Annotated in this window: 15 protein-coding genes; all 15 read left to right on the top strand. The window is 29.4% G+C overall.

Annotated features, from left to right (window positions below; genetic code table 11):
• Positions 1 to 39 precede the first annotated feature (39 nt).
• Complete coding sequence (rpsO, locus tag NGI68_RS04330) at positions 40 to 303, top strand: 30S ribosomal protein S15 (RefSeq protein WP_251860265.1); 264 nt, start codon at positions 40 to 42, stop codon at positions 301 to 303.
• Positions 304 to 549: 246 nt separating this feature from the next.
• Positions 550 to 2,658 (top strand): polyribonucleotide nucleotidyltransferase, encoded by a 2,109-nt coding sequence (locus NGI68_RS04325; RefSeq protein ID WP_251860264.1) that lies wholly within the window; start codon positions 550 to 552, stop codon positions 2,656 to 2,658.
• 300 nt (positions 2,659 to 2,958) lie between these two features.
• A complete protein-coding gene (locus NGI68_RS04320) occupies positions 2,959 to 4,260 on the top strand; it encodes a M16 family metallopeptidase (protein WP_251860263.1) in 1,302 nt (433 codons plus the stop codon).
• A gap of 76 nt (positions 4,261 to 4,336) precedes the next feature.
• Complete coding sequence (locus NGI68_RS04315; RefSeq protein WP_251860262.1) at positions 4,337 to 4,609, top strand: YlmC/YmxH family sporulation protein; 273 nt, start codon at positions 4,337 to 4,339, stop codon at positions 4,607 to 4,609.
• Positions 4,610 to 4,624: 15 nt separating this feature from the next.
• On the top strand, positions 4,625 to 5,830 hold the full coding sequence (dapG, locus tag NGI68_RS04310; protein ID WP_251860261.1) for an aspartate kinase: 1,206 nt from the start codon (positions 4,625 to 4,627) through the stop codon (positions 5,828 to 5,830).
• A gap of 246 nt (positions 5,831 to 6,076) precedes the next feature.
• Positions 6,077 to 6,757 carry a ClpP family protease gene (locus tag NGI68_RS04305; protein ID WP_251860260.1) on the top strand — a complete coding sequence of 227 codons (681 nt, stop codon included), beginning with the start codon at positions 6,077 to 6,079 and terminating at the stop codon, positions 6,755 to 6,757.
• A 215-nt stretch (positions 6,758 to 6,972) separates the two neighbouring features.
• The gene (locus tag NGI68_RS04300; RefSeq protein ID WP_251860259.1) at positions 6,973 to 9,252 is read left to right on the top strand and encodes an FtsK/SpoIIIE family DNA translocase; all 2,280 of its coding nucleotides are present in this window, start codon (positions 6,973 to 6,975) and stop codon (positions 9,250 to 9,252) included.
• Positions 9,253 to 9,346: 94 nt separating this feature from the next.
• Positions 9,347 to 10,684 (top strand): 30S ribosomal protein S12 methylthiotransferase RimO, encoded by a 1,338-nt coding sequence (gene rimO, locus NGI68_RS04295; RefSeq protein ID WP_251860258.1) that lies wholly within the window; start codon positions 9,347 to 9,349, stop codon positions 10,682 to 10,684.
• Positions 10,668 to 11,252, top strand: coding sequence for a CDP-diacylglycerol--glycerol-3-phosphate 3-phosphatidyltransferase (pgsA, locus tag NGI68_RS04290; protein ID WP_251860257.1), 585 nt, complete (start codon positions 10,668 to 10,670; stop codon positions 11,250 to 11,252). Before rimO ends, pgsA begins: the two co-directional genes overlap by 17 nt.
• 272 nt (positions 11,253 to 11,524) lie before the next feature.
• Entirely contained in the window at positions 11,525 to 12,592 is a 1,068-nt protein-coding gene (gene recA / locus NGI68_RS04285; protein WP_286010080.1) for a recombinase RecA, read from the top strand.
• Positions 12,593 to 12,851: 259 nt separating this feature from the next.
• A complete protein-coding gene (gene rny, locus NGI68_RS04280; protein WP_251860256.1) occupies positions 12,852 to 14,396 on the top strand; it encodes a ribonuclease Y in 1,545 nt (514 codons plus the stop codon).
• 138 nt (positions 14,397 to 14,534) lie between these two features.
• Positions 14,535 to 14,795 carry a stage V sporulation protein S gene (locus NGI68_RS04275; protein WP_003362540.1) on the top strand — a complete coding sequence of 87 codons (261 nt, stop codon included), beginning with the start codon at positions 14,535 to 14,537 and terminating at the stop codon, positions 14,793 to 14,795.
• Positions 14,796 to 14,950: 155 nt separating this feature from the next.
• A complete protein-coding gene (locus tag NGI68_RS04270) occupies positions 14,951 to 15,817 on the top strand; it encodes a decaprenyl-phosphate phosphoribosyltransferase (protein ID WP_251860255.1) in 867 nt (288 codons plus the stop codon).
• An 18-nt stretch (positions 15,818 to 15,835) separates the two neighbouring features.
• Positions 15,836 to 17,122 (top strand): hypothetical protein, encoded by a 1,287-nt coding sequence (locus tag NGI68_RS04265; RefSeq protein WP_251860254.1) that lies wholly within the window; start codon positions 15,836 to 15,838, stop codon positions 17,120 to 17,122.
• Positions 17,119 to 17,475, top strand: coding sequence for an SMR family transporter (locus NGI68_RS04260; protein WP_251860253.1), 357 nt, complete (start codon positions 17,119 to 17,121; stop codon positions 17,473 to 17,475). The genes NGI68_RS04265 and NGI68_RS04260 overlap by 4 nt, the downstream gene beginning before the upstream one ends.
• The last annotated feature ends 4 nt before the right edge of the window (positions 17,476 to 17,479 follow it).

The following is a 17,479-nucleotide window of genomic DNA, read 5'->3' as shown; positions in this document are numbered from 1 at the left end:
TCCTTGGATAAAGGAGATAATTATTTGGAGGTGCTTACAATGGATAAAGCAAACAAACAGGCATTAATGGCTAAACACGCAAGACATGAAGGAGATACAGGTTCTCCAGAAGTGCAAATAGCATTACTTACAGAAAGAATAAATCATTTAAACAGCCACTTAAAAACTCATAAAAAAGATCATCACTCAAGAAGAGGTCTTTTAATGATGGTTGGTAAAAGAAGAGGTCTTTTAAATTACTTAATGCGTGAAGATATTGAAAGATATCGTTCTATCATAAAAGAACTAGGTTTAAGAAAGTAATAAAAGTAATAAGAGCGGCTAAAGCCCGCTCTATTATTTTAATAATTTATACTTTGGAAAGTATAATAAGTGTAATATTTAAAATACTATAGATAATGGTTGTGAATAATATTAATATTTATAAGTATAGAAATACATAAAATATTACAAAAATATATTAATAGGTTATAAAAATTAAATGTTTGTTATAAATGTAATAGTGATATAATTATACTATTAGTTCAATTATTGAAGGGAGGTTAATGTATGATTCATACATTAGAAACTACTGTAGCAGGAAGAAAAATGAAAGTAGATTTTGGTAAGACAGGAATGCTTTCAAATGCCGCTATATTTATAAGCTATGGAGATACAGTGGTTATGATAAATGCCAACGCTTCTAAAGAACCAAGAGAGGGAATAGACTTTTTCCCATTAAGCGTTGAATATGAAGAAAGATTATACTCAGTAGGAAAGATTCCAGGAGGATTCATAAAAAGAGAAGGGAAACCTTCTGACAAATCTATACTACATGCCAGATCAATAGATAGACCATTAAGACCTTTATTTCCAAAGGGATATAGAAATGATGTCCAAATAGTTAATACAGTTTTATCTGTAGAACAGGACAACTTACCAGAAATATTAGCTATAAATGGCTCTTCTTTAGCGTTATGTTTATCTAGTATACCATTTACAACACCAGTAGCTGCAGTTTCTGTAGGGTTAATAGATGGACAGTTTGTAATAAATCCAACTGTAGCCCAAAGAGAAAACACTATATTAGATTTAACCGTATGTGCCACAAAAGAAAGAGTTATGATGGTAGAAGCAGGTGGGCATGAAATTGATGAAGACACCATGTATGATGCTATCATGTTTGGTTTTGAGGAATGCAAAAATATAGTAGCGTTTCAAGAAGAAGCTGTGGCTAAATTTGGTAAAACTAAAGATGAGCCAGTATTATATAAAGCTGATGCAGAAGTAGAAAAAGAAGTTAAAAGTTTTTCTTTTGATATGATAAAGGAAGCTATGTATATAACTGATAAAGATGAAAGAAATGATGCTCTAGATAAAGTTAAAGAAAAGATAGCAGATGAGTTTTCGGAAAAATATGAAGACAAAGGTGCTGATATAGCACAGGTTATATATAAAGCTCAAAAAGAAATAGTTAGAAATATGCTTTTAAATGAAAATAGAAGACCAGATGGAAGAGCTTTTGACGAAGTAAGACCTATAAGCTGTGAAGTTGGAATACTTCCTAGAACACATGGTACAGGTCTATTTACAAGAGGATTGACTCAAGTAATGACTGTAGCTACTCTAGGAGCTTTAGGAGATGTTCAGATCTTAGATGGAATAGCAGAAGAAGAATCTAAACGCTATATGCATCATTATAATTTCCCATCTTACAGCGTAGGAGAAGTTAGACCTTTAAGAGGACCAGGAAGACGTGAAATAGGTCATGGAGCATTAGCTGAAAGAGCTCTAGAACCATTGATTCCATCTGAAAAAGAGTTCCCATATACTATAAGATTGGTATCAGAAGTATTAAGTTCTAATGGGTCAACATCACAAGCTAGTGTTTGTGGAAGTACATTGGCTTTATTAGACGCAGGTGTGCCTATAAAGAGACCAGCTGCAGGAATAGCTATGGGACTTATAACAAGTGATGATTTAGAGAGAGAGAAAGTAATAACAGATATTCAAGGGATAGAAGACTTTTTTGGAGATATGGACTTTAAAGTAGCAGGAACAGAAAAAGGAATTACATCTATACAATTTGATACAAAGATAGCTGGATTGTCAAAAAATTGTGTAAGAGATGCATTAGATGGTGCTAAAAAGGCAAGACTACACATATTAGGTAAAATAAAAGATTGTATACCAGAACCAAGAGTAGAATTGTCTAAATATGCGCCAAGAACAGCGATAATATGCATAGATCCAGAGAAAATAAGAGACGTTATAGGTGCTGGTGGAAAAGTAATAAATAAGATAATAGCAGATACAAATGTAAAAATAGAAATAAAAGAAGATGGAAAAGTATTTGTAACATCCAATAATGAACCTGAAGGTGTTAAAAAGGCTATAAGTATAATAGAAGGTTTAACAAAGGAAGTAGTTCAAGGAGAGATTTATTTAGGTAAGGTAACTAAAATTACTAATTTCGGAGCTTTTGTAGAAATATTACCAGGCAAAGAAGGATTGGTTCACATATCTAAATTAGATTTTGCAAGAGTAGAAAAGGTAGAGGATGTAGTATCTGTAGGAGATGAGATATTAGTTAAGGTTACGGATATAGATAATCAAGGCAGAATAAACTTATCAAGGAAAGATGCTATTGCAAAGAAAGAAGAAGAAAAAGATAAATAATAAAAATAGAAGGGCATAGTTGCCTTTTTATTTTTTATTAAGTGTTGTTAAGTTCAGGTGGTGATTATTTATAATAATTATGCTAGCCATCTGAACAGTATTAATAAAGTTATTGAAAATTTTGCTTTTTACAAATGTTATCCTTTAGAAAAGAACTTATTTTGTTATATGTAATAGTGATTAGCTCAAACTTTTGTATAAAATCAGTATATACTTAATGTATAATTGATAATAATAGATTTATAGAAGTTCAGTAATGGTTGTAATGAAATAAATATAGGGCTTAGGAGGAATTAATTAGTGTACAATTTATTTACATTAGATAACGGACTAAGAGTGGTTTTAGAAAATATAGATTATGTAAAATCTGTAAGTGTAGGACTTTGGATAGAAAATGGTTCAAGAAATGAGCAGCTAGATAATAATGGCATATCTCATTTTATAGAACATATGATGTTTAAAGGTACCAAGAATAGAAGTGCGCTGCAAATAGCCGAATGTATAGAAGATGTAGGTGGACAGATAAATGCATTTACAGGTAAAGAAGCCACTTGTTATTACATAAAAATACTAAACTCTCATATTGAATTAGCTTTAGAAGTATTATCTGATATGTTATTTAATAGTAAATTTAAAGAGGATGATATAGAAAAAGAAAAAGGAGTAATACTTGAAGAAATAAGTATGACTGAAGATTCTCCAGAAGATGTATTATCAGATTTACACTGCAAAGCTATATGGGGAGATGATTCTATTTCCTACCCTATTTTAGGAACTCTAAAAACTGTAAAATCTTTTAAGAGAAAAGACATAGTAGATTACATAAATAAATATTATATACCGGAGAATTCTGTTATATCCATATGTGGTAATTTTGATATAAATAAATTGGAATCACTCATAAATAAGTATTTTGGCAATTGGAGTAGCGGTTTAAATAAAAACATAACATTTTATTCTAAACCTAAAATAGAAAATAGTCATTTATTTAAAAGTAAAAATATAGAACAGCTACATGTTAGTTTAGGATTTGAAGGAGTAGAAATGGGTAATGCTGACCAGTATCCGCTTGTTCTGCTTAGTAATGTGTTAGGTGGAGGAGCCTCATCTATATTATTTCAAAAAATAAGAGAACAAAAAGGAATATGCTATAGCATATATTCTTATATGTCATCTTTTAATAATACAGGAGCTGTAAGTATATATACAGGATTAAATCCAATTTATACAGAAGAAGCCATAGATTTAATACAAAAGGTTGTAAATAATTTTTCAAAGGAAGGTATAAATAAAGAAAAATTAATAAAATCTAAAGAACAATTAAAAGGAAGCTATATATTAGGGTTAGAAAGTACTAGTACAAGAATGTTTAATAATGGGAAATCTGTGCTATTTTTAAATAGAGTAAACGATCCAGATATAATAATGAAAAAGATAGATAAAATAACAGAGGATAAATTGCAGGAAGTAATGTCCAAAACTTTTGGACTTGGTATAAAGAATTTAGCTTTTGTTGGAAAAAAATTGAATTTGGAAAATGTTAAAAATATTTTGAGTGAACATAAAAGGGCTTTTAAAGAAACTAAATCAAAATTAATATAATGTAATTTGTAATAACTTCTCACTATTTTTCATAATATTGAATATGAATATTATTAGGAGCAATGGGAGGATTATTATGGAAGAAAATATAAAAAGATATAGTGATATGGAAAGATATGAACTTATAAATGTAAATGATGGAGATAAATATGGATTTCTAGGAAACAATGATATTGTAATAGATGAAGATGGATATTTAAAATTTTTAATACTGAGTGAATCAGGAGGAAAGCTTGGATTATTTTCTAAACCAAGTTTATTAGAGGTATCTTGGGATTCTGTGAAAAAAATAGGATCAAAGACTATAATAATTGATGCTGAAAAGGGAGAATTAAAAAAAATCCGCTAAGGAGATGGTAAACAAATGAAAATCTTAATTCAAAAGTTCGGAGGAACATCTGTATCTACAGCCGAAAGAAGATCTTTAGTAGTAGATAAAATAATTAAGGCTAAAAAGGGAGGATACTACCCAGTAGTAGTGGTTTCTGCCATGGGAAGAAAAGGTCAGCCTTATGCTACAGATACATTAAGATCTTTAGTTGGAGAAGATTTTTTAGGAGAAAATACCTTAGCAGCTGATCTTTTGATGGGTTGTGGCGAATTAATAAGCACAGTGGTTATGAGTTCAGAACTTTTTAATAAAGGAGTAACTGCAGTACCTTTAATGGGAGGACAGGCAGGTATTATAACAGACAATAATTTTAATAATGCTTCTGTACTTAGAGTAGAAAAAGATAAAATAATAAATTTATTAAAAGAAGATAAAATTCCTGTAGTAGCAGGTTTTCAGGGAAGAACTGAAGATGGTTATATAACTACCTTAGGAAGAGGGGGTAGTGATGTAACAGCAGCACTTTTAGGGGCAGCATTAGACGCTGAAAGCGTAGAAATATATACAGATGTAGATGGTATAATGACTGCTGACCCTAGAATAGTTTCTAATGCTTCTTTAATAAAAGAAATAAGCTACAATGAAGTCTTTCAGTTTGCAGATCAAGGAGCTAAGGTTATACACCCAAGAGCAGTTGAAATTGCAATGACATCAAATACAAAACTTGTAATAAAAAATACTATGACAGATTGCAAAGGTACTACTATAAATAATATAGGTGTTAGAGATCCTAATAATGTTATAACAGGTATCACTCATATGAGTAATAGAACACAGATTATAGTAAACGGTGAAAAAAATTATGGAAATAAAAATTATGATAATTTATTAAATTCATTAGCAGAAAACTGTATTAGTATTGATCTTATAAATGTTTTTCCTAAAGAAAAAATATTTACTATAGATGAAAAAGATCTTAATAAGTTTAAGTGCATAATGAAAGAGTTAGAAATAGAATTTTCATATGTGCAAGAATGTAGTAAAATAGCTATAATAGGTAGTAGAATGAGAGGAATACCTGGAGTTATGGCTAAAATATTAAAAGCACTTGTAAAAGAAAATATAGAGGTGCTTCAGACTGCAGATTCCCATACAACTATATGGTGTTTAGTTTCTAATAAGGATACAGAAAAGGCCATAAAATCACTACATTGTGAATTTAAGTTAGATTGTATATAAATATACTTCTTAGTTTCAAGTAGAGTTTCAGATATACTTCAACTGAAGCTAAGAAACCATTATGTAGTAAGAAGCTAATATATTGAAGTTAGTTTTAAAATATATAATATTATAACTATATAGAGAATAAAAATTTATAAATTAAAATAAGTACAACATAAATTTTAAATCTATATAAATAGAATTTTTATGAATACTACTTCTACCATATGCACAAGATATGCATATGGTAGGAGGTAATTATTTATGACAGATGAAAAAGAAAAGAATGAAAAGATAGATACTATAAAAGAATTTGGGACCACAAATTTGCCACCTAGGCAAGTAGATAGGATTCAAGTTCTTCCAATAATAGGCCAAATAGAAGGACATATGGTTTTGTCACCTCAAACTAAGGCTACAAGATATGAACATTTAATTCCTCAGTTAGTAGCTTTAGAAACTTCTAAGGAAGTTGAAGGTGTTTTTATGATATTAAATACTATAGGTGGAGATGTAGAGGCAGGGCTTGCTATTGCTGAAATGATAAGAAGTCTAAGCAAACCTACAGTATCTTTAGTTATAGGAGGAGGACACTCTATAGGAGTTCCATTAGCTACATCAGCAGATTATTCTTTTATATCCCCTACAGCTACAATGATAGTTCATCCTATAAGAATGAATGGATTAATAATAGGAGTTCCTCAAACTTTTGAATACTTTAACAAAATGCAAGAAAGAATAATAGAATTTATAGTTAGAACTTCTAAAGTAAGCAAAGAAAAATTAAAAGAATTTATGCTACAAAGCGATGAACTTTTAAATGATATGGGAACTATACTTATAGGAAAGCAGGCGGTGGAATCTGGAATTATAGATGAAGTAGGTGGAGTAAAAGAAGCTTTAGATAAATTAAACAATTTAATAGATGCAAAACAAAAACCATAGGGTATATAAATCCTATGGTACTTTAATGTGTTGAGCAATGTAAAATAATGTATCATATAATTTTATTTTAATTATAAGCTGCGATTTTATTAAATTACTATAATAAATCAGAGCGTTTCTTAATTGATGTAATATAAAAGGATATAAAAGTTTAATGTAGAATCTATAAATGTAGCTTAAATTAAACATTACTAGTTGGGAGGTGAATTAAAAGTATGGCAAGGAAAAGAACTAAATCTAGTAAAAGAGAGAAAAAGAATAATGATATAATAGGGATAATTCTAATAAGTATAGGAATTTTTGTGCTTTTTAGTGTGTTTTCTCCCTCAGCTTCAGGAATAGTAGGAAGCTTTATAAAAAGGGTTCTTATAGCTGTATTAGGTTTAGGATCTTTAGTATTTCCAATACTGATAATATTCACAGGTTGTTGTTTTATAGGAAAGAAGAATAAAATAAATTTAAACTCTAAATTTTATGGAATAGTTCTTTGTTCAATAAATACACTTTTGTTTTTACAAATGATATTGCTTAAAAGTTATGGTACACAGGATGTAATGATAGGTATATCAAAGTTTTATAGAGAAGATACAATGCTTCATGGAGGCATAATTTCTTATTTGATAGATGTTCCTTTATATAAATTAGTTGGAACTATAGGATGTTACATATTGTTTATATGTGTTTATATCATAAGCTTTATATTAATATTTCAAATATCTTTAAGTACTATATTAGATACTTTACAGGTAAAAAGGAGTATAAAAAACAAAAAAGTTAAAGAAAAATCCATAGAGGATAAAGAGCATATGGATAATGACATAGAAGAAGAAGTAGCTTCTGATTTAGAGAATGATAAAGGATTTGCTAGAAATATTAAGGATAAGATTAAAATATTAGATTTTATGAAAAACTCAGAGATAAAGGAAGAACCACTAAATATTGTAGACAGTGCTTTAAATGGAAATACAAGAAAAATCAATGATGATGTTGGAGAAGAGTCCATAAAGGAAGAGCTTAGTAAAAACATTAATGAAAGAGGAAACAATATAAAAATTGAGTATAAATACCCAGCTTTAGAACTGTTAAAACAAAATGTTCAATCAAAACTAAATAAAGAAGATAAGAAGGAACTTATAAACAATGCAAATAAGTTAGAAGAAACTTTAAGTAGTTTTGGGGTGGAAGCTAAGGTTATGCAAGTAAGCAGAGGCCCTTCTGTTACTAGATTTGAACTTCAGCCTAATGCTGGAGTAAAAGTAAGCAAAATAGTAAACTTGGCAGATGATATAGCTCTTAATCTAGCTGCTTCAGGAGTAAGAATAGAGGCCCCTATACCAGGCAAATCAGCTGTAGGTATAGAAGTGCCAAATAAATCATTGACTCCAGTATATTTGAGAGAAGTTATAGAAGCAGATGATTTTCAGGGATTTGATGATGGACTAGCTTTTGCTTTAGGAAAAGATATAAGTGGTACTTGCGTAGTATCAGATTTATCAAAAATGCCTCATTTATTAATAGCAGGAGCTACGGGTTCTGGAAAAAGTGTATGTATAAATACGTTGATAATAAGTATTTTATATAAATATTCTCCAGAAAATGTAAAAGTACTTATGATAGATCCAAAGGTAGTAGAACTTAGTATATACAATGGTATTCCACATTTATTGATTCCAGTAGTTACAGATCCTAAAAAAGCAGCAGGAGCTTTGCATTGGGCAGTAAATGAAATGACCAAGAGATATTCTCTATTTGCAGAAAATAGTGTTAGAAATATTGAAGGATATAATAATTTATATGAACAGGGGAAAATACAAAGTAAATTGCCTTATGTAGTAATAATAATAGACGAACTTGCAGATTTAATGATGGTATGTCCAAATGATATAGAAGATTACATAAGTAGGCTAGCTCAAATGGCTAGAGCAGCAGGAATGCATTTGGTTATAGCAACACAAAGACCTTCAGTAGATGTTATAACAGGAATAATAAAAGCTAATATACCTTCTAGAATATCTTTTGCAGTATCTAGTTCCATAGACTCTAGAACCATATTAGATATGTCTGGAGCAGAAAAGCTATTAGGAAAAGGAGACATGCTATTTTATCCTACAGGTTCCCCTAAGCCTACAAGAATACAAGGAGCCTTTATATCTGAAGGAGAAGTAGAAAGAGTAGTTTCATCTATAAAAGATAAACAGGGAGAAGCAGAATATAGAGAAGAAATAATAGATCAAATAGATACAGCAGTAAATGTAGAAGCAGGCGATGAGGACGAACTTTTAGAAGAAGCCATAAGAATATGTGTACAGCTAGGGGAGGTATCCACATCACTTATTCAAAGAAAGCTTAGAATAGGGTATAATAGAGCAGCAAGAATAGTAGAGCAATTGGAAGCTAAGGGTATAATTTCTGGTAGAGATGGAAATAAACCAAGACAGGTAATAATTGATAAAAATGATGAGGCTTACAGTAAATATTTCCAAGATAATATATAAATATTTTCAAATATTGAAACAATCTAATGCTTGTAAAATTTCTTAAGTAGATTTAAAATATTTGTTATGATATAAAAATGTAGGAGGGTAATAGGTGGAAAAATTAAAGGTAGCATTAGTTAGCTTAGGTTGTGATAAAAATAGAATTGATTCAGAACTTATGCTATACAAATTGGATGAAGAAGCAGAACTAGTAAAAGATCCTAAAGAAGCACAGGTAATAATAGTAAATACTTGTGGATTCATTGAAAGTGCTAAGGAAGAATCAATAGATACTATTTTACAAATGGCTTCCTATAAGAAAACTCATAATTGCAAAGTATTAGTAGTTACTGGATGTTTAACTCAAAGATATAAAGGAGAACTTAAAGAACTTATTCCAGAAATGGATATTATGTTAGGCGTAAATGATTATGATAAGCTACTTCAAAGTATAAAGATATTCTTAAAATCCGGAGAAAAAAGTTTTCATTATAAATATAGTGATGCAAAAATAAATGAGGGAAATAGAATATTAACTACACCAACGTATACAGCATATGTTAGAATAGCAGAAGGGTGTAATAATTTTTGCACTTATTGTGCTATACCCCGCATAAGAGGAAAGTATAGAAGTAGAAAGAAAGAAAATATATTAAAAGAAGTAGAAAATTTAGTTAATCAAGGTGTTAAAGAAATAATATTAATAGCTCAAGATACAACTATGTATGGCATAGACATATATGGCAAAAAAGTCTTACATGAACTTTTAAGAGACATTTCTAAAATTGAAGGTGTAAAATGGATAAGACTATTATATTGCTATCCAGAAGAAATAACAGAGGAACTTATAGAAGAAATTAAAAATAATGATAAAGTGTGCAAATACCTGGATTTACCTATACAGCAAATAAGTAATTCTGTTTTAAAAAGAATGGGTAGGAAAACTACAAAGGAAACTATTATAGGAATAATAAATAAATTAAGAAAAGAAATAAAGGGAATTAATTTGAGAACTTCATTAATAGTAGGATTTCCAGGAGAAACAGAAGAAGAGTTTAATGAGCTTAAAGAGTTTGTTTCCAATATAAAATTAGATAAGCTGGGTGTATTTAAATATTCAAAAGAAGAAGGAACACCTGCGGCTATTATGGATACGCAAATAGATGAAGATACAAAAGAAAAAAGAGAAGAAGAAATAATGATACTTCAACAAAAGATATCTAAAGCTATAAATGAAGAAAAAATAGGAGAAATATACAAGGTTATAGTGGAAGGTACTAAAGAAGATATGTGTTATGGCAGAAGCTATGAAATGTCGCCAGAAATAGATGGAGAAATTTATTTTGAAAAGGATAAAAATATAAAAATTGGTGATATAATTAAAGTAAGAGTAACTCATAGCTTAGAATATGATTTAATAGGAGTTGTTTATAATGAATTTAGCAAATAAACTAACTATATTAAGAATTTTTTTAGTACCAATATTTCTTATATTTATAACAGTTAAAGATATACCTTATGGTACAGTAATAGCTACCGCAGTTTTTGTAATAGCTTCAGCTACGGATAAATTGGATGGATACATAGCTAGAAGTAGAAACCAGGTTACAAGGTTTGGTAAAATAATGGATCCCTTAGCAGATAAAATGTTAGTAACAGCAGCGTTAATATCTCTAGTGGATTTTCAAATAGTGCCTGGATGGGCTTGTATAATAATTATAGCTAGAGAATTTGCTGTAACAGGTCTTAGAAGTGTAGCATCTGCAGAAGGAGTAGTCATTGCTGCTAGTAAATGGGGAAAGGCTAAAACTGTAATACAAATAGTAGCAATAATATTTGCACTTATAAATTTAAATTATAAAGAAGGTATATATATATTAGGAGATTGGCTTGTTAATTATATAAACTTTATATCTAATATAACAAATATTACTATGGCATTAGCTATAATAATAACTATAGTATCTGGTGTAGATTACTTTGTTAAAAACAAAGATGTAATGAGTCATGACAAATAGGTTTATCCGATGACTACCTGCTCTAATACTCCTATCTTCTTCAAAGTGGGAGTAAAGAGCGGGTACGTCCCTGGATAACGATTTCTAAGCTTCAGTGAGAGTAAAAAATCCCACTGAAGTCAAGAACTCTGTTTATAAAAAAATATATTGTCAATAATTTAAATAAAAGTTCCTATAAGGGGGCTTTTATTTATATCATATATTAAGTTGACCATAGTAAAAAAATAGTATATAATTATATTAAGAACATAAGTTCGGTAAGGGAAAGGTTGGTGTCAGTATTGGCAAACAAAATTAATCCAGAAAAATTAAAAGCCATAGAAGCAGCTATGGGACAGATAGAAAAACAATTTGGAAAAGGTTCAATAATGAAACTTGGAGAAGATAGTGGATTAAACGTAGAATCAATATCCACAGGAAGTTTAGATTTAGATATAGCATTAGGTATAGGAGGAGTTCCTAGAGGAAGAATAATAGAAATATATGGGCCAGAGTCTTCAGGTAAAACTACTGTGGCACTCCATATATTAGCAGAAGCGCAAAAGATAGGTGGAGCAGCAGCTTTTATAGATGCAGAACATGCTTTAGATCCATCATATGCTAGAAATTTAGGTGTTGATATAGACAATCTAATAGTTTCTCAACCAGATACAGGAGAACAAGCTTTAGAGATTACAGAGGCCTTAGTAAGATCTGGTGCAGTAGATGTTATAGTTGTAGACTCTGTAGCAGCTTTAGTCCCTAGAGCAGAAATAGAAGGTGAAATGGGAGATTCACATGTAGGCCTTCAAGCAAGACTTATGTCTCAGGCTTTAAGAAAATTAGCAGGTTCTATAAACAAATCTAAATGTGTGGCTATATTTATAAATCAATTAAGAGAAAAAGTTGGCATAATGTTTGGAAATCCAGAAACTACTCCTGGTGGAAGAGCATTAAAATTCTATTCTTCTGTTAGATTAGATGTTAGAAGAATAGATTCTATAAAACAAGGTGATGAAATCTTAGGAAATAGAACAAGGGTAAAAATAAATAAAAATAAAGTGGCTCCTCCATTTAAAAAAGCAGAATTTGATATCATGTACAATGAAGGAATTTCAAAAGTTGGAAACATATTAGATGTAGGGGTTCGAGAAGAATTGGTTGAAAAAAGTGGTTCTTGGTTCTCTTATAAAGATACAAGATTAGGACAAGGAAGAGAGAATGCAAAACAATTTTTAAAAGAAAATATGAACATAGCTTTAGAAATAGAAAATACTATAAGAAAAAAATATGATTTACCAGTTGTTGATGTGAAAAAGGTAGATGTAGAGAATAAAAAAGAAGCTAATAAGGAAGGATAAAAGTAGGAGTTTATCCTACTTTTTTTATAGGATATATAATAAAACATATATAAGAAATAAAATTAATAAATAAAATCAATAAATAATATGAAAGATACAGACAGATAATGTTATATGAACTTGACAATGGCAAATTTTTAATATAAAATGAAAACAAAATCTGGTTTAGCATACATGATCCAATTGAATAATATGACACCTTTTCTAAGCTTCATATTTACTTATATATGGCAAGCAGAAAAAGCAAAGGAGGTGTTTTATGGGTCCGATAAAATATATGATAATCGCAGCAGTGATTATTGTGATAATTTGTGTGATTATAGGCTTATATGTGGTTGATAAAAAAGCCAAAGAAAAATTATCTGAGGCATCTAAAGAAGCTATGAGATTGAAAGAAGATGCTGAAAGGGATGCAGAGGCAAAAAAGAAAGAAGCCATATTAGAAGCTAAAGAAGAAGCTCATAAACTAAGAGCAGAGGTTGAAAGAGAAAATAGAGAAAGACGTAATGAAGTCCAACGTCTTGAAAGAAGAGTAATTCAAAAGGAAGAAGCTTTAGATAAAAAGAGTGAGGCCCTTGAAAATAAAGAAGAAGCTTTAAATAAAAAGCTTCAGAAAATAGAAGATGTGGAAACGCATATGGAGGACCTTCACGAAAAGCAAAGAATAGAATTAGAGAGAATTTCAGGACTTACAACAGAACAGGCTAAAGAATTTTTATTAGAACAAGTTAAAAAAGAAGTAAAACATGAAACTGCAGTAATGATAAAAGAAATAGAAACTAAAGCTAAGGAAGAAGCAGACAAAAAAGCAAGAGAAATCATTACATATGCCATCCAAAGATGTGCTGCAGACCATGTTGCAGAAACTACAGTACATGTAGTTAATCTTCCTAACGATGAAATGAAAGGAAGAATAATTGGAAGAGAAGGAAGAAATATAAGAACATTAGAAACGCTTACAGGAGTTGATCTAATAATAGATGATACGCCAGAAGCAGTTATATTATCTGGTTTTGATCCAATTAGAAGAGAAGTTGCAAGAATTGCATTAGAGAAATTAATAGTGGATGGAAGAATTCATCCGGCTAGAATTGAAGAAATGGTTGAAAAGGCTAAAAAAGAGGTTGAAGTTAGTATTAAAGAAGAAGGAGAACAGGCTACTTTTGAGACAGGTATCCATGGTCTTCATCTTGAATTAACTAGATTATTAGGTAGATTAAAGTACAGAACAAGTTATGGTCAAAATGTATTAAAGCATTCTATAGAAGTTTCATATTTAGCAGGTCTTATGGCCTCAGAGCTTGGAATCGATCCAACTTTAGCAAAAAGAGTAGGTTTATTACATGATATAGGTAAGGCAGTAGACCATGAGGTTGAAGGCCCACATGCAATTATAGGATCTGAAATAGCTAAAAAATATCGTGAATCTGCTTTAGTAGTAAATGCTATAGGAGCTCATCATGGTGATATGGAACCCCAATCTCTAGAAGCAATACTTGTTCAAGCAGCTGATGCTATATCAGCAGCAAGACCAGGGGCTAGAAGAGAGACTTTAGAAGCTTATATAAAGAGACTAGAGAAATTAGAAGAAATTGCAAACGAGTGTGAAGGTGTAGAAAAGTCATATGCAATTCAAGCGGGAAGAGAAATAAGAATTATGGTTAAACCAGAGGTGCTTGATGATACTGGCTGTATTGAAATGGCTAGGAATGTAGTTAAACAAATAGAAAGTGAACTTGAATATCCTGGTCAAATAAAAGTTAATGTCATCAGAGAAACCCGTGCCATTGAATATGCTAAATAATTAGATTAGAAAATAAATTCCTTTTAAGTTTTATAAGTTGCTAAAATTTACAAAATTTAAAAGGAATTTTTAATTTTTTGTAGAATAGATATATGTAAGTAAGACTATTAAATTAAAGTTAAAATAGGAGGTTTACTTATGGAAGTATTAAAAGTTTCAGCAAAATCAAGTCCAAATTCAGTAGCAGGTGCCCTAGCAGGAGTACTAAGAGAAAGAGGTGCTGCTGAAATACAAGCAATAGGAGCAGGAGCTATCAATCAAGCAATTAAAGCAGTGGCCATAGCAAGAGGTTTTGTGGCTCCAAGTGGAATCGATTTAATTTGTATACCAGCCTTTACTGATATAGAAATCGATGGCGAAGAAAGAACTGCTATTAAATTAATAGTTCAGCCAAGATAATTAGAATAATTAAACAAAAGGGCTTGAATTTATATTCAAGCCCTTTAATTTATGCTAAAAATATGATAAATTAGATGTTAGTTGTATTTTACAATGTAAAAAATATTATTTATATAAATTTTAAATGATACATATAGCTTTATTAGGAGGAAAACATGGATATAAAAGGCATTATAGCATTAATGAGACCTAAGCAGTGGATAAAAAATTTTTTCGTATTCGCGGCAATAATATTTTCAGGTAATTTGTTAAATGAAACCATGTTAAAAAATAACATAATAACATTTATATTGTTTTGTTTAACTTCATCTACTATATATATACTTAATGATATAGTAGATATAGAAAAGGACAAAAAGCATCCTGAAAAGAAAAATAGACCTCTTCCAAGTGGGAGAATATCTAAAAGTACAGCTATAATAATGAATATAGTTATACTTTTTATAGTATTATTTTGTTCTTATAAATTTGTAGATTATAAGATAATGTACATATATTTATTATATATTGTAATGAATATACTTTATTGTTTTAAATTAAAAAACGTAGTTATATTAGATGTTATGGTTATAACTTTTGGATTTGTATTAAGAGTAGAAAGTGGTAGCTTAGCTACAAAGGTTGCCGTATCACCTTGGCTATTTTTATGTACTATACTTTTATCTCTATTCTTAGCTCTAAATAAAAGAAAGAGTGAAATAATAACTCTAAAAGATAAAAGTGGAAGTCACAGAAAAATATTAGAAGAGTATTCTGTGGAACTTATAGATAGTATGCTAACCATAGTGACTCCATCTATATTAATATCATATTGCTTATATACTTTTAGTTCAGTACAAAGCAGGAGTATGATGTATACTATACCTCTTGTATTATATGGTATATTTAGATATCAATATTTAATGACTAAGCATAATTTAGGAGGTAAGCCAGAAGATATCTTTGGAAAGGACAAACCTTTCTTAGTAAATATGGTATTATGGGTAATATCTGTAGTAACCATAATATATTTTAGACTTTAAGGACGGTGTATAAATGCAATGGAATTTAATTATTTAAGTAGTTGTGAAGATAAAAATAATAATTGTAGTAAATCAAATTATTATAAAATAATAATAGGCTTATCTATGATACTTTGTATTCTTTGGGTAGTTATTGTAGACACAAAGCCTTTTTCAGATTTTCACTATTATTATAAATTAGCTATAGATATAGCCAATGGAGGAGAATGGGGAGATACCTACACATCTGTAGGATATAGTATAGTATTAGGTGGACTTTTTAAACTTTTTGGAGCAAGTTTAACCTTAGCTAAAATATTTAATTTAGTACTTACTTTTTTTGGACAAGTGTTATTTTTAGGTATTTTAAGAAAAACTCAGATTACAGAAAGAAATAGAAGAATAGTATTTACCTTGTTTGCTCTATTCCCTAATAATATATTTTTTAATAGTGTTGTAGGTACAGAAATATTGTTTACTACATTACTTTTATTAGTAACATATTTGTACTTTAGTGATATAAAATACAAATATATAATTTTAGGTATAATAGTAGGAGCTGCAACTATGGTAAAGCCATTTTTCCTATTATATGCTTTTGCAATATTTTTAGTAGAATTATTAAAAGAAAAATCTTTTATAAAATCTTTAAAATCAGCTATAATAATAGTTGTAATAGCCTTAATTTGTTTAAGTCCTTGGAGTTATAGAAATACAAAATATAATGGAGAGCGTACATTCGTATCAAATAACGGAGGTATAGTACTCTATATAAATAATAATTCCCAAAATAACATGGGAAGATGGATGGATGTACAAGATGTAGAAAATTCCATAGCTAAAACAGAAGCATATAAAAAAGCTTCTTATACAGGCAAAAATAAAATGCTTAAAGAAGCAGCTAAAAAATGGATAAAATCTCATCCAAAAGAATTTGTTATACTAGGATTTAAGAGACTTTTTAATACATATATGTGGTCAGATGATGTATTGTATAGTATTCATGGTGTAACTACTATAAATGATAATGTAAAATTTTTATTGTTTCCTATAACAAATAACATAAGAAATTTATTTTTTATTCCAGCTATTATATATATATTTATATATAGCATTTTTATATTGATACAAATAATAAAAAGAAGAACAGAAAAATTAAATAAGTTTAATTTATACTCTACAATTTTATTTTATATGTTTACATCTGTATATTTTGTTACTGAAGGTCAAGGTAGATATGCTTTCCCAGTGACATTTATAATGATATACTTTTGGGTTTATCTTATTAAACATATTATATTTCTACTTAAGGAGATAAGAAGATGATATATTTAATATTAACATCAGTTTTTCTAGGAGCATTAGGTCAAATATTAGTAAAGTATGGAGCAGTTAATTTAGTATTAAATTTTTCTCCATCACAGTTTCTCCCTAGCATAATATCTATATTAAAAAACCTTCCAGTAATGGCAGGTATAATATCTTATGGAGTTAGTTTTTTATTATGGATAAAAGTATTAAGTAAAGTAGAACTAAGTTATGCATATCCAATGGTAAGCTTAGGTTATGTATTAGTAATGATATGTTCCTATTTCTTTTTTAAAGAAAACATAACCCCTATAAGAATAATAGGCGTTGCATTTATATTGATAGGAGTAATATTAGTAGCAAGAAGTTGAATTT

The sequence above is a fragment of the Clostridium sp. Marseille-Q2269 genome (assembly GCF_943736985.1).
Lineage (GTDB): Bacteria > Bacillota > Clostridia > Clostridiales > Clostridiaceae > Clostridium_F.
This window is presented reverse-complemented; position numbering and strand designations above follow the sequence as displayed.